The following is a 13,151-nucleotide window of genomic DNA, read 5'->3' as shown; positions in this document are numbered from 1 at the left end:
GTGGAGCTGCCGGTGTCTCCCGGGCGGTGCCGCCCGGGAGACACCGGTCCGGGTCAGCGGGGGTCGGTCGTCACCAGGTCCTGTTCGTCACGGACGGCGCAGGTGCACCCGGCACCGCGGGAGGGGCTTGCGCGGTGGAGCCAGATCGCGACGACCATCGGCACGGTGACGATCGTGTTGTAGAGGAGGTGGAGTTCGACACGGGGGATCAGCAACTGGACGAGGCTCGTCGGCGCCTCCGCTCCGGCCAGGTTGACCCCCGACAGCGCCTGGAGCAGCAGCAGGAAGTGCTCCAGGTGGTGCCACACCTGGAGCCAGAGGGCCAGGTGCCACCAGGGGCGGGAGATCTCCCTGAAGCCCGGCAGCAGCAGGGCGAACCCCACCAGCATGATCAGGGCGTAGCCGTAGTGCAGCCACTCGGACTCGATCAGCCAGGGAAAGGGAATGCCGAGCACCCCCCTGGCCTCGGCGACCGGCCAGCCCAGCACGTAGATCTGGACGGCCTGGGAAATGTGCTCGGCCCAGTGCGCGACGACGATGACCCCGAAGACGACGAGGGCGTTCCTGTGGTGGACCGTGTTCATTTTCTCGATGGTTCTCACCGGTTTCCCGCTCATGACACACTCCTCCTTCTGACTCTCCGCCGGACCGCACCGGAATTCCGCCGCGCGGCGTTTAGGACATTTTTACGCCGAAAACTCGGGAAGTCCATAGCAGAATAGGATTCCCCGAAGAAGTCACCCAAATTTCCGGGAGTCGACAGAGAAAAACCACTGGGTTTTTCGGCATGCCTTTTTGTATTTCCCTCCACAGTTTCGGGAACGGAGGATCCGGTGGAGCAGCACAAGCGCGGGCGGCGGGGCGTCTCGGCGTTCGACGTCGCGGTCGCCCTCTTCGGGGCGGTGCTGGTCGTGATGGTGGCCGCCAACTCCGCGGCGATCGTGCGGGCGACCTTCGCCATGGGCGAGCCGGGGGTGTTCAGCGCCCAGCGGGTGCGCTGCGTGCAGCACCTGGCGCACGAGAGCTGCGAGTGGGAGGGCGACTTCCGCCCCGGTGACGGCGGCGCGGTCCGGGCGGGGGTCGGCTTCTACGGCGCGGGACGCGACGACCTGGCCGTCGGGCAGCAGGTCGCGGCCGTGGACACGGGACGGGCGAACCGGGTCTACCCGGTCGACGGCTCAAACGAGTGGCTGTTCGCCCTGGCGACCCTGGCCTGCGGTGCCGCCCTGGTGAGCTATCCGTTCCACCCTCTGCGCCGCCTGCGGGCGGCGCGGGCCGCAAGGCACTGACCGGCCATCGGTCCCGGTACCACGGGTCTTTCTGTGTCTCAGATGCATCTTTGGAGCCATGTGGAGCACTCCCCGGATCCATATGGTCGATTTGTCGCAAATCTGAGAGAAGACCGTTTTAAGGAAAAGGGGCAGGCATGGAGAAACCCCGTCGCCGTCGCACCGTCGTCCTGGTGGCCGTTGCGGGGGCGGTCCTGGTCGGCGTGGCGTCGGCATCGACAGCCCTGGCGTGGTCGCAGTCGGACCACTTCTCCCGCTCCGGACCCCCCTGGCAGCGGGAGTGCCCCCGCACGGGGGAGACCCTCACGGCGACCGTCGACCTGCTGGACCAGACCGTCACGGAGATCGGGCCGCCGGACGACCCCAGCGGCACCCAGATCGTCGACACCCAGTTCCAGACCGAGTTCTCCGGCGGCCTGAAGGGCAACGGCTACCACGTGTACATCGAGGTGGTCCAGCCCGACGGCAGCTCGAAGAGCAGCGGCCTGGGGCGCTTCGTCGGGGAGCTCGACGGCCGCTCGGGCACCTTCGGCATGGAGGCCGCCGGGACCATGGACAGCAACGGAGCGATCAGCTCCTACTGGCGCATCGTCGAGGGGTCGGCCACCGGTGAGCTGACCGGACTGCGCGGCTGCGGCACCATCAACACGACGGGCACCCCCCAGGCCCACATCACCCTGAAGTACCAGCTTCCCTGAACCGCCGCTCCCCGGCGGGAGCCGTCCGGGGACGCGTGACCCGCCCCGGCGGCCGGGGGAGCTCCCGCCCGACGGTCCGGGAGGCGTCGGCGGCCGCCCGCGGGCGCGGGCGGCGCGGGACCGCCGCACCGGCGCCGGCGGGACGTCGAAGGACGAGGCTCTGCACGGAAAGGCTGGAGCGTGATGTTGGTCGTCGGTATCGGGGGAACCGTCAGCCCCGCCTCGTCGAGCGACCGGGCGCTGCGCACCGCGCTGGAGGAGGCCGCCCGGCTGGGCGCCGAGACCCGGATGTTCTCCGGCGACTGCCTCAAACGGCTGCCCATGTACGACCCCACGACCACCGTCCGCAGCCCGTGGGCCCGGGAGCTCGTCGAGGCGCTGCGGGAGTGCTCGGGCGTCGTCCTGTCGAGCGCGGCCTACCACGGCTCGGTCCCCGGAATGCTCAAGAACGCCCTCGACTACGCCGAGGACCTCGCCGGGGACGACCGCACGTACCTGTCGGGACGGCCGGTGGGCTGCATCGCCGTGGCCAGGGGCTGGCAGGCGGGGGTGCAGACGCTGTCCACCCTGCGGACGATCGTCCACGCGCTGCGCGGCTGGCCCACCCCCTACGGCTGTGTCGTCAACACCGCGGACTCCGCGGCGGGCTGCGGCGTCGCCGCGGCCCGCGAGGGGCTGTGCACCGTGGCCGGCGAGGTCGTGTACGCGGCCCGTGTGTTCTCCCACCGGGAGAGGTCGGGAACAGCGGCGGGCTGACCGGCGCTCGGCTCCGCTTCCGGCGCCGGACCGCCTCCCGGCAGCCGTCCTCCACCGGGAGGCGGCGCGGCCGGCCCCGCGCCCGGGCGGACACCGGCGCCGCTCCCCCGTCGGATCAGGGGACTTTCCCTCCGAGCAGTCCGGGGGAGGCGTAGACCCACCGGCCGCCGCGCTCCCGGTAGAGGCCGGGCACGCCGAAGCGGGTGAGGAAGAGCAGGCGTTCGCTGCCGTGGTCGTGGACGAGTTCGGTCAGGACGGCGGCGGGGAGGGCCAGGCCGTCCAGGGGACCTGCGTACAGGGTGACGGGGGTGTCGGTGTGGCTCATGGGATGTGTCTGGTGGGAGTGGTGGGGCGGGGCGGAGCCGCAGAAGTCGGGGAAGACGGCCCGCCCCGCCGGCTGGGAGGCCGGTTCCCGGGCGGGTGTCCCACGGAGGGAGTCCGGAGCGCCGCCCGGGAACCGGTGGGCCGTCAGCGGGAGGGGGGACAGCCGTCGGCCCGTCGGTGAAAGAGGGAGGGCCCCTTCTTTCCGGGGCGGAGGCCGCCCCGGCGGGGGAAGGATCGGTGGCGGGGGAGCCGGACGGGGCCGTGCCCGCGGGACGGGCCGCCGGGGACGGCCGGGTGCCGCCGTGAGCGCTCCTCCCGGACCGTCCCGCCGTCCGCGCGCAGCCGGACGGCGCTCGCGGGTTCCGCGACGGCTCCTCCGACCCGCTGCACCGCTGTCCCGGGAGTACCGGGCAGGGAGTGCCGACCCTGCACAGCAATGCCGCACCGGTGTGCAGCGCCCCCGCTGTCCGGCGTGCCGGACGGGTCCGCGGGGACGCCGTCCGCACTGCGCGTGCGGGGGGAGGGGCGCCACAGGCGGGAGGCTTGTCGGGCCGCAGCCTGGTCCACGGGTCACCACCTGGATCCATCGAATCGAGAACAAACTTCCTGATTCAGCACGATTATCCCAAATCTGGAAGTGTGGCGAAGTCTGCCGGAAGTACGGGTCCCTCCGGCCGTCTTCGCTATTCACACTCTCCGAACCGATGGTTGCTTTCCAGTCGTTTGACTAAAGTGAAGAAACAAGTCCGACACAGTGACCAACTGTGCTGAATCAGTGCAGAAATGAGGAAAGGTGTGCAGAAAGACGGGAGCCGTTGGATAAGGATCGGTCGGCAGATCCGGGAACACCGCCAACACGCTGGTCTTTCCCAGGAGGAGCTGGCGAAACTGGTGGCCCTCTCGCCGACCATGCTCAGCGCGATGGAACGCGGTGTGCGCGGCATCAAAAGGGACCATGTGGAACGTATCGACGCCGCGCTCGGCACTCCGGGAACACTGACCGAACTGTGGGACCGCTCGCGCAGAACCGGCCTGCCGACCTGGTACGAGAAGGTGGCCGACATCGAACGGGCCGCCTCCGAGATCTGGGTCTACCACCCTCTGCTGGTTCCCGGACTTCTCCAGACCCAGGAATACGCCGAGCACATCTTCCGGGTCGGCCGCCCGCGGGACACCCCCGCCGAGATCGAGGACCTGGTGTGCGGCCGGATGAGCCGCAAGGCGATCTTCGACCGCGAGCGTCCGCCCCGCCTGGTCGTCGTGCTGGACGAGGGAGTGCTGCGCCGCCCCACCGGAGGACGGGAGATCATGCGCCGCCAGTTGGACCACCTGCTGGCCGAGAGCGCCAAACCGCACGTGTCCCTCCAGGTGGTGCCCTACGACAGCGACCACCACCCCGGGCTGTCCAACGGTTTCACCCTCTTCACGGTCCCCCGCAAGAGCCCTGTGCTGTACGTGGAGACCCGGCGGTTCGGGAAGCCCACGGAGGACCCGGAAGCGGTGGAGGACTACGCTCAACTGTTCTCCGACCTGCGGGGCGCGGCCCTGCCCCTGGGCGCGTCCCGCCAGTTGATCGAACGGCTCCGAGGAGAGTTCTGATGAGCGTGCACGGCCCCGTGTGGCACAAGTCCAGCTACAGCAACGAGAGCGGCGGGGACTGCGTCGAGGTCGCCGAGACCCCGCGCGCCGTCCTGGTCCGCGACACCCGCCACCGCGACCTCGGCCATCTGGAGTTCTCCCCGGGAGCGTGGGCGGCCTTCCTGGTCGGCCTGAAGGACGGACGGCTGTGACCGGTTTCTCCGGCGTCCCTGGACCGCACGACGCCGGAGGCCGTCGAAGCGGGTGAGCGGAGCCCGCCGCCCGACCGTACCCGGCCTCCCCCTGGCCCCGAAGCGCGGACCCGCGCTCCCGGTCCTCTGACCGGTTCCCGCCCCAGACCCCGGCAGGTTCTCCGGCGGACGCGCCGGAGGCCTTCCGGGCTCCGAAGCCCCTCTCCCGGCGAGGAGCCTTCCGCGACCGCCGCCCCTCCGCCCCGTTCGTTCCCCCGTCCCCTCCGGGCCGCCCGCCTTCCCCGGGCGGGGCCGCCGCCCGTCGCGCGTGCGGCCGCCCGCCTTCGCCCTGCTCCTCCCTGCCCGGTCCCTCCCCGGTTCCGACCCGCCCACCCGGCAGCCGCCCGGCCCGTGCTCCCCGCTCACCGGACGGGGCCGCTCCCGCCGTGGGACGCGCTGCGGGGGTCCACGCGGGCGAGCGCGCCCCGTTCCAGGGCCACCCACAGGGACCCGTCGTCGGCGAGGGCCAGTCCGTGGGGTTCGGAGTCCGCCCCGAAGTCCACCGCGGTGACGACGGCGCCGTCGGCGTCGAGGCGCACGGCCGAGCCGCTGCCCCACAGGGTCGCCCAGCAGCCGCCGTCCGGGGTCGCGACGACGGCGTGCGGCCGGCTGCCGGGGTCGGGAAGGGCGAACTCCTCGACCGCGCCGCCCGGTCGGAGGCGTCCGACGCGGCCCGCGCCGATCTCGGTGAACCACACGGCGTCCGCACCGCCGTGGACGCCCACCGGCCCCGCGCCGCGGGCGGGCAGCGGGTGGAGGGCGACCGAGCCGTCGACGGTGATCCGGCCGAGCGCGTCGGCCCGGTGCAGGGTGAACCAGAGCGCCCCGTCGGGCCCCGCCGCGATCGCGGAGGGGAAGGCCCCGGAGAGCGGCAGGTCGAACTCCTCGACACCGCCGTCGGGGGTGACCCGCCCGACGCGGTCGGCGTTGAGGAGCGTGAACCAGACCGCCCCGTCGGGTCCGGCGCACACCCCGTAGGGGGAGGAGCCCGGAGCGAGGGGGAAGCAGGAGAGGTTCCCGGAGCGGTCCAGGCGGCCGATCCGGTCGTCGCCGCGGCTGAACCACAGCGCACCGTCCGGCCCCTGGGCCAGAGCCATCGGGCGGCTCTGCGCCGCGCCCAGGTCGACGTGGCGCACCCGGCCGTCCCGGTCGACCCGTGCCAGCCGTCCGCTGGAGACCAGGGTGGTCCAGGCTCCGCCGTCGAGGTCGGCCACCACTCCGTAGGCGCCCGCTCCGACCTGGTACTCCACAACAGACATGGGTCCTCCTCGGGTCCGGGCGGCGGTGCCGACCGGTCACCACACCGTTCTTAACGCTACAAAAGTAGCATTAAGATGGTCCCATGGCCCAACCTGATTCCCGGAGGCGGCCGGGCGGCCGCAGCGCCCGGGTGCGCGCCGCCGTCCTCGCCGCCGCGGACGCCCTGCTCGCCGAGTCCGGCCTCGACGGGCTGACCCTCGACGCGGTCGCCGACCGCTCCGGCGTGCACCGCACCACGCTCTACCGCAGGTGGGGCAGCGTCCCGATGCTCCTGGTCGACCTGCTCGACGCGGGCGCCGAGGACGACTGGCAGGCGCCGGACACCGGGTCGCTAGAGGGAGACCTGGTCGCGGTGAACCGGGAGGTCCACGCGGCACTGACCGCGGAGCCGTCGGTGACCGCAGCGGTGGTCGCGGCCTCCTTCCGCTCCCCCGAGGCGAGGGAGGCGCTGCACCGGTTCTGGGAGGACCGCTACGAGCGGTGCGCGGCGGTGGTGCACCGGGCCGTGGAGCGCGGCGAGGCACCTCCCGGCACCGACCCGCGGCGGCTGCTGGTCGCGGCGACCGGACCGCTCTACCACCAGCGGATCCTGCTGGGCCGTCCGGTCACCCGCGAGGAGGCCGAGGGCTATGCCCGGGCCGCCTGCGCCGCGGCGGCCTCCGGCCTGCTGCGCGACTGCGGCGGCGACACCTCGCCGGGGGGCGGCCCGGCCCGCGGCGGGCCGGGCCGCTCCCGGTGAGCACCGGGCCCGCGGGTCCCGTCCCGTCCCCGGTTCCCGCGGTCGGGCGCTCAGGGCCGGAGCCGGGCGTCCGGCCAGCGCAGGACGAAGTAGACCCCCTGGACCGGGGCGGCCAGCGTGCCCCAGCGGGTGGCCAGCAGGTTGACGAGGAACATGCCGCGGCCGCTCTCGCGCAGCGGGTTGTCGGCCGTGAAGACGACGTGCGGCACGGTGTGCGCGCGCGGCTGCGCGGTACGGACCTCGGCGCGGAGCGCGCGGCGCTCCACCCCGACGCGGACCTCGTAGGAGCCGCCGGGGTCGCCGGAGCGGGTGTGGTGCACGGCGTTGGTGGCCAGTTCGGAGACGATCAGCTCGGCCCGCTCCACCGCCTCCTCGGGGACGTCCTCCGCGCTGTCGCGCAGGTAGCCGACCACGAACGCGCGGGCGGCGGCGACGCTGTCGGGGAGGCCCGGGAAGACCTTGGCGGACATGGCCGCTCCTCCCCCCGTCTCCGGGGAGGGGCGGCCTGGAAACGGGACGACCAGCGAAGCGTTCGCCGCGGTCCGGCCGGCCGTGAAGGCAGCTTCGGCCATAGTCCTCCACCTGCGCTTTCGATCGGGAGGCGTGCCCGTTCCGGTGCCGCGTGCACCGGGGGCGCGCCCCTGTTCTCGCTTGTGCGCCGCCCGGTCCGGCGGAGGCGTGTGTCCCGGGTCCCGGGGACCGCGCCACCCTGGCCTCATCGAGCGGCGGGTGGGCACGGGTCACTTCCCCCGTGGCCACACCGCTGCCTCACCGGGAGGGGTGATCGTCACGCTACGCGTGATTTCCCTTACAGAAAAGCCTGGTATTCCCTTTTTCCGACATTCGACGCCAAAAGCCGGAAAGTGACCGTTTAGCCCTGTGCAAGGCGGAGCACAGACCGCTCCGCGGGAGACCCGACGGGCCCGTTCTGTTCGACGGGGACCGCAGGACGGCCGCCGCCGCCGTGCCGGATCCCGGCGGCCGGAGTCGCGGCTGGTGGAGGGGGTGCCGCGAGCGGCCGCGGAGCACACGGCGGCGGAGCGCCGGGGAGGGGCGGGCGCGGACCGGCCTCCACCCCTCCCGCACGGCGGGTTGACAGGCGAATCCGACAATCCTGCGGCAGGAGTCCCGGTGCAGGTCCGCCGCGCGGGGTGCGGACACGCGGCCCCGGCTCCTGCGGGGCCGCTGCGCCGCAGCGGACCGGGGCGGCGCTGCGGTGCGGCTCGGAGGGGGTGGTCCGCACAGCGGCCGTCCCGGACCTGTTCAGAATTGTCGGTTTCCGGGGCTTGACTTTCCGCGCTTTGCTGTTCTCGAGGCTTTGGGAACGCTCCCGGAAAGCCGTCTACTCCCGGCGGGCTCCCTCGGGCCAGATGACGTCGACCGGCACTCCCCTGGCGCGCGCGGCGGCCACCGCGTCGGCGGTGCCGCCCCGGCCCGCGGCGGGCCGGCCGTCCCAGACCGCGAACAGGCGGTCGACGCTGCCGATGACCGCCTCGTTGGCGTCCTCGTACGCCTGCCTGCCCGCGCTCAGGTGCGACATGTAGCGCACCCACGCCGAGCGGACCAGCAGCCGGTCGAACTGCTCCCGCTCCTCCGGCTTGACCTTGGTCTCCCGGTAGTCGGCGGAGGGGAGCACCACCTCCAGGCTCCCTCCGGCCTCCAGCACCGCCTCGGCGAAGAGCTGGTCGGCGCCGCGGGCCAGGCAGGAGACCCCGACGAGGCCGCTGTCCGCGTACGGAGCCAGCGCATCGGCGAGGGCCTGTCTCACCAGGTCCAGGCAGTCGGCGGCCAGATTGGAATGCCCGGTGATTCCGATTCGCACTCCTGAATCCCTTTCGTCACTTTCGACTCTTGGTCAGGAGCGTACGGGACAGTTCGTCGCGCAGTTCCGCCACCGCCGGTTCCCGGTGGAACGGCGCGGCCTCGCGGTGCCAGTCGCGCAGGCGCCGCTGGACCCGGCCCGAGCCCAGTCCGCCCACGAGGGAGATCGCGTTGCAGACGGTGTTGGCGGCCTCGGCCGGCTCGCCGAGCAGCAGGTAGGTGCGTCCCAGGCCGATGAGGTCGAACGCCTGGTTGCGGCGCTGCGCGGGCGGCCGCAGCCGCAGCGCCCGGGTGATGTAGTCGACCGACTCCTGGGCGCTCTTGCGCTTCGCCACCGGGTCGTCCTGCCCCTGGGCGAGGTCCCGGTAGCGCGCCCCCACCACTCCGGCCAGCTCCGCATGGTCGATCACGCGCGCCCACTCCGGCAGCGGTTCGGAGTCGCCGCCGTCGAGCAGCTCCTCTGCCTGGGCGACGGTCCTGCGGAACGCCTGGACGCGCCCCAGCCTCGCGTAGGCCCACCCCTCGCGGGTGTAGAGCATCGACATCATCGGGGCGGGCGCCTTGCGGGACCGGGCGCCGTCCAACGCCAGCCGGGAGATCTCCAGCGCGTCCTGGGGCCGGTGCAGGTCGAGCATCTGGCGGGCCATGTCGGCGAGGATGCCCACCCCGTACAGCTCGTATCCGGGCCCCGCCTGGTGGGCGGCCCGCAGGGAGAGCGTGTAGTACTTCTGCGCACTGGGGTGGTCGCCCTCGTCGTAGGCCATCGACGCCACGATCCGCGACAGCTCCGCCAGCACCAGGAACAGGCGGGGCTGCACCGCCGCGGGCTGCGCCTCCGCGGCCAGCTCCGCAACCTCGGAGAGCTGGGCCACCACCGCCTTGCGGCTGATGCCCAGCCGCCACCGGTCGTCCCAGTGGCGCAGGGCGGCCACCCCGGCCTCGATCCTCTCCAGGTCGCTCTCCCCCAGGAGGGAGTACCCCGACGCAGCCGGCCTGCGGGCGGGGACGAGCCAGCGCTCCAGGGCCTCGGTCAGTGCGGTACCGACGACCAGCGCACCGCCCGCCGCCAGCGCGTCTCTGCGTTTCATCAGGTCATTCACCGTGGTTTCAGCGATGTCTCGGATCGTTCCCGACACCGGCCACAAGGTCTGGGAGGGCTCGGGGGGCGCGTTCTCGACCCTGGGGGGAGGTCCTGCCGGTTTTTCACTGTTTTCTGATTTTGTGTCGGGATCCCCCTTGGTCGCGGCGACCAAACGCAGTGCGCGGCTGAGCACCCCTCCGGTCTGGAGGACCTCGTCGAACTGGCGCGCCAGCTCCGGGGGGCAGGAACGCTCGGCGGCCTCGATCCGTCCGACCAGACTCGTACTCACCCACACGCGCTGGGCGAGTTCCCGTTGGGTCAGTTTCCGGTGTTCACGCCAGTACCGAAGTTCCGCGCCGAACCAGTCGGCGGGCGACCGTTCGGGGCGCAGCGGCTTCGGGGGTCGGGGCACCGGCTCCTCCTCTGCGATTCAGGTCGGCTGAACGCGTTGTCGGATTCAGCATCTCCCTTGTACCGGAAGGGGTCTACTGATTAGTAGGGATTATTCACGATTGGACTGGATGATGCTGATTTCCGGCCGCCAGTTTCCCCTTCCTCTCCAGTGACACCTCTTCCACCTGGGCCTATGCCCTCCGACTGTGTTCAGAGTCACTTTCCAGGTTTTCCCGGCACAACCCGCAGGAGGGACGAGCTCCAGCCACCAACTCGCTGACCTGCACCTTTGTCGGATCATAGGGGAATTTCCGGCTCAGACTGACCGGTCCAGTATTTCCGCAGTGCGCGGTCGGGGACAGTAGATACGGGAAAGTCCCGCAGCTGGTCCGGCCCCGCCGTGGAGACGGCGGGGCCGGGCACGGCCGGGAGGGAGCGGGAGTTTCCGACCGTTGACAATGTCTGTTTCCGGGACTCGACCGCGCCCGGTCCCGTACCGCTCAATAGGTGAGGCAGCGGACCGGAGAACAGCGCTGCCCCTTCCTCCCTCTTCCCGACCCTCAGCAAGGAAGGAAGACCATGCGCGGCAGCAGACCACCCGAAGGTCCTCCCAAAGACCGCCTCCCCCCTTTCCCCTCCACGGGAAGAACCGCGGTGACGCTGCCGGAGCAGAGAGACGGCTCGGCCGTCACGCACTCCCACCCCGGCAGCGGGTACGGCGCCACCGTGCGCTGGGAGACCGGTTCAGGGCTCCCCAACCGCTGCGCCATGGGGTCCTACGTGGGACGGCGGAGAAGGAGGCGGCCCCCGGTCACCGAACTCCACCGGGTGCGGGTCCGCGACCCGGGTCGGCCCCTGCCCGACGACCTGCCCCGCCCCGCCGCGGTGCTCTACGCCTCCTGCCTGCGCGCGGGTCCGGACGGGGCGCGGGTGCGGGACCTCGCCGCCGACGTGGGCCTGCCGCTGGGCACGGTCGTGGTGCTGGTGGGCCTGCTGCGGGAGGCCGCACTGGTGGCCGACGTCCCCCCGGTGCGCGTGGACCGCGATCTGCTGGAGCGGGTGCTGGCCGGGCTGTACCGCCTGTGAGCGCCCGCGGCGGGCTCCGCCGTGCCGGAACCAGACGACCGGGCGCGGGCGGGGCGGCCTTCGGCGCCCGTGCCCGGTCCCCGCGCACCGCGCCCGCCGTCCGGCACGACGGCGGGCGCCCGCACAGCGGCACGGGACGCGGGCACCGGTCGGCCCGCAGCCGCCCCGGCCCCGCCGGACGCGGCCGGGTCAACGGAGCGCGCGGAAGAAGGCGCGCACGTCGTCGACCAGCAGGTCGGGTTCCTCCATGGCGAGGAAGTGGCCGCCCCGGTCGAGCTCGGTCCAGCGCACCACGGCGTGGTCGCGTTCGGCCCAGCGGCGGACGGTCACGTCCTGCGCGGAGACCAGCACACCGGTCGGGACCGTGCCCCGCCCGCCCGTCCGGCCCTCCCCGTCCCAGGAGTCCGCGTCCCCGTCCCAGGACTGCGCGGACATCGCCTCGTAGTAGACCTGTGCTGCCGACGCGGCCGTGCCGGTCAGCCAGTACAGGGTGGCGCCGGTGAGGATGCGGTCGCGGTCGACGCACTCCTCGGGCAGCGCCTCCTCGGGGTGGGTGAGCTCCTTGAACCTCTCCACGATCCAGGCGAGCTGGCCGACGGGCGAGTCGTGCAGCCCGTAGGCCACGGTCTGCGGCCGTTTGGCGTTGCACTGCAGGTAGGAGTCGTTGCCGTCCTGCATCCGCTGCCAGCGCCGCTGCTCGGCCTCGGTGAGGCCGTCGAAGTCGTCCTCGCCCGCGGGGAAGGCCATCGCCGCGTTGAGGTGCACGCCGACGACGTGCTCGGTGTCGCAGCGGCCCATCTCGGGGGCGACCCAGGAGCCGGTGTCGTAGCCCTGGACCCCGTAGCGGGTATAGCCGAGCCGCGCCATCAGCCCGGCCAGGACCCCGGCCATGCGCGCGGGCCCCATGCCGGGTCCGGCCAGCGGGGTGGAGAAGCCGAAGCCGGGCAGTGAGGGGACCACGACGTGGAAGGCGTCCGCGGGGTCGCCGCCGTGGGCGCGGGGGTCCGCCAGCGGCCCGATCACGTCGAGGAAGTCCGCGAAGCTGCCGGGCCAGCCGTGCAGCAGCACCAGCGGCAGGGCGTCCGGCTCCGGCGAGCGCACGTGCAGGAAGTGGAGGTTCTGGCCGTCGACGGCGGTCAGGAACTGCGGGTGGGCGTTGAGCGCGGCCTCCTGGGCGCGCCAGTCGTACCCGGTGCGCCAGTACTCGGCGAGCTGCCGCAGGTAGTCCACCGGCACGCCGCGGCTCCACCCGACTCCGGGCAGCTCCTCGGGCCAGCGGGCGCGGGCCAGACGCGCCTTCAGGTCGTCGAGCCGGTCCTGGGGGGAGGCGACACGGAAGGGGCGGATATCGGGTCTGCTCTTGGTCATGCCTCCACGGTAGGGATTATTCAGGACAGTTTTCGTCCTCAATTGGGCGCTAGGCTTTCCGGTCCTCCGCCGTCCGGTCCGCAGAGCACACCCCACGGCCCCGGGCCGGGGCGCCGCCCCGTCCCCGGTCGCGGTCGGCGCCTGGACAGTGCGCAGGAGGCCGTTCTCACGGACCGGGCGCGGGGCGGCCTCCTGCGCCCGGCACGCTGCGCGGCGCTGCCGACCGGCTCCGCGCAACGCCCGCGACGCCCCGCGGGCCCTGCGCGGCGCACGCACCGCCTCCCGACCGCCCGGACCGGAGACGGCGGGCGGGTGCGGGCACGGGAAGGACGCCCGCCGGTTCCCGTCCGGGCTCGGGCGTTCCGGAAGGCCTGTCCTGTCGGCGGTTGCGGCCCGCGGTGTTTTGACGGTGTCGCGGAGGGCTAGTCGCCGGACATGGACGGAACGGGAAACGTGGGCGGGACGCCGCGGAGCCCTGCGGCTCCCCGGTCCCGGAAGGTCTTGGGC

Annotated in this window: 14 protein-coding genes; 7 read left to right on the top strand and 7 right to left on the bottom strand. The window is 72.7% G+C overall.

Going from position 1 to position 13,151, the window contains the following annotated elements; translation table 11 throughout:
* Positions 1 to 53: 53 nt before the first annotated feature.
* Positions 54 to 617 (bottom strand): hypothetical protein, encoded by a 564-nt coding sequence (locus AC529_RS07780; protein ID WP_068755112.1) that lies wholly within the window; start codon positions 615 to 617, stop codon positions 54 to 56.
* Positions 618 to 833: 216 nt separating this feature from the next.
* Between AC529_RS07780 and AC529_RS07775 the strand changes: the two genes are divergently transcribed.
* The 3 genes from AC529_RS07775 to AC529_RS07765 all read left to right on the top strand — a co-directional run bounded on the left by AC529_RS07775 (position 834) and on the right by AC529_RS07765 (position 2,743).
* Positions 834 to 1,289 (top strand): hypothetical protein, encoded by a 456-nt coding sequence (locus AC529_RS07775; protein WP_068755110.1) that lies wholly within the window; start codon positions 834 to 836, stop codon positions 1,287 to 1,289.
* Positions 1,290 to 1,426: 137 nt separating this feature from the next.
* On the top strand, positions 1,427 to 1,987 hold the full coding sequence (locus tag AC529_RS07770) for a DUF3224 domain-containing protein (protein WP_068755107.1): 561 nt from the start codon (positions 1,427 to 1,429) through the stop codon (positions 1,985 to 1,987).
* A gap of 183 nt (positions 1,988 to 2,170) precedes the next feature.
* Entirely contained in the window at positions 2,171 to 2,743 is a 573-nt protein-coding gene (locus AC529_RS07765) for an NADPH-dependent FMN reductase (RefSeq protein ID WP_068755911.1), read from the top strand.
* A gap of 115 nt (positions 2,744 to 2,858) precedes the next feature.
* On the opposite strand, the gene AC529_RS07760 is transcribed toward AC529_RS07765, so the two are convergent.
* Positions 2,859 to 3,068 carry a hypothetical protein gene (locus tag AC529_RS07760; protein ID WP_068755105.1) on the bottom strand — a complete coding sequence of 70 codons (210 nt, stop codon included), beginning with the start codon at positions 3,066 to 3,068 and terminating at the stop codon, positions 2,859 to 2,861.
* 782 nt (positions 3,069 to 3,850) lie between these two features.
* Here AC529_RS07760 and AC529_RS07755 point away from each other — a divergent pair.
* The gene (locus AC529_RS07755) at positions 3,851 to 4,666 is read left to right on the top strand and encodes a helix-turn-helix domain-containing protein (RefSeq protein WP_232306627.1); all 816 of its coding nucleotides are present in this window, start codon (positions 3,851 to 3,853) and stop codon (positions 4,664 to 4,666) included.
* Positions 4,666 to 4,857: a DUF397 domain-containing protein gene (locus tag AC529_RS07750; protein WP_068755102.1), complete on the top strand. Its 192-nt coding sequence runs from the start codon at positions 4,666 to 4,668 to the stop codon at positions 4,855 to 4,857. The genes AC529_RS07755 and AC529_RS07750 overlap by 1 nt, the downstream gene beginning before the upstream one ends.
* A 401-nt stretch (positions 4,858 to 5,258) precedes the next feature.
* Here AC529_RS07750 and AC529_RS07745 read toward each other — a convergent pair whose 3' ends face one another.
* Positions 5,259 to 6,155: a Vgb family protein gene (locus AC529_RS07745; protein ID WP_068755100.1), complete on the bottom strand. Its 897-nt coding sequence runs from the start codon at positions 6,153 to 6,155 to the stop codon at positions 5,259 to 5,261.
* An 83-nt stretch (positions 6,156 to 6,238) separates the two neighbouring features.
* On the opposite strand from AC529_RS07745, the gene AC529_RS07740 reads away from it, so the two are divergent.
* Positions 6,239 to 6,895, top strand: a complete 657-nt coding sequence (locus tag AC529_RS07740; RefSeq protein WP_083948031.1) for a TetR/AcrR family transcriptional regulator — start codon at positions 6,239 to 6,241, stop codon at positions 6,893 to 6,895.
* Between the two features lie 50 nt (positions 6,896 to 6,945).
* Here the strand turns inward: AC529_RS07740 and AC529_RS07735 are convergent, their stop codons facing one another.
* From AC529_RS07735 to AC529_RS07725, 3 genes are all read right to left on the bottom strand, one after another.
* On the bottom strand, positions 6,946 to 7,365 hold the full coding sequence (locus AC529_RS07735; RefSeq protein WP_068755098.1) for an ATP-binding protein: 420 nt from the start codon (positions 7,363 to 7,365) through the stop codon (positions 6,946 to 6,948).
* Positions 7,366 to 8,237: 872 nt separating this feature from the next.
* On the bottom strand, positions 8,238 to 8,717 hold the full coding sequence (locus tag AC529_RS07730) for a hypothetical protein (RefSeq protein ID WP_068755097.1): 480 nt from the start codon (positions 8,715 to 8,717) through the stop codon (positions 8,238 to 8,240).
* A 16-nt stretch (positions 8,718 to 8,733) separates the two neighbouring features.
* Complete coding sequence (locus AC529_RS07725) at positions 8,734 to 10,209, bottom strand: helix-turn-helix domain-containing protein (RefSeq protein WP_083948030.1); 1,476 nt, start codon at positions 10,207 to 10,209, stop codon at positions 8,734 to 8,736.
* A gap of 635 nt (positions 10,210 to 10,844) precedes the next feature.
* Between AC529_RS07725 and AC529_RS07720 the strand changes: the two genes are divergently transcribed.
* Positions 10,845 to 11,276, top strand: coding sequence for a DUF742 domain-containing protein (locus AC529_RS07720; RefSeq protein WP_232306626.1), 432 nt, complete (start codon positions 10,845 to 10,847; stop codon positions 11,274 to 11,276).
* A gap of 189 nt (positions 11,277 to 11,465) precedes the next feature.
* On the opposite strand, the gene AC529_RS07715 is transcribed toward AC529_RS07720, so the two are convergent.
* The gene (locus AC529_RS07715) at positions 11,466 to 12,644 is read right to left on the bottom strand and encodes an epoxide hydrolase family protein (RefSeq protein ID WP_068755093.1); all 1,179 of its coding nucleotides are present in this window, start codon (positions 12,642 to 12,644) and stop codon (positions 11,466 to 11,468) included.
* Positions 12,645 to 13,151: the final 507 nt, after the last annotated feature.

This window comes from Thermobifida cellulosilytica TB100 (assembly GCF_001517975.1).
Lineage (GTDB): Bacteria > Actinomycetota > Actinomycetes > Streptosporangiales > Streptosporangiaceae > Thermobifida > Thermobifida cellulosilytica.
The sequence above is the reverse complement of the archived record's forward strand: the minus strand, read 5'-3'. Positions and strand labels throughout refer to the sequence as shown.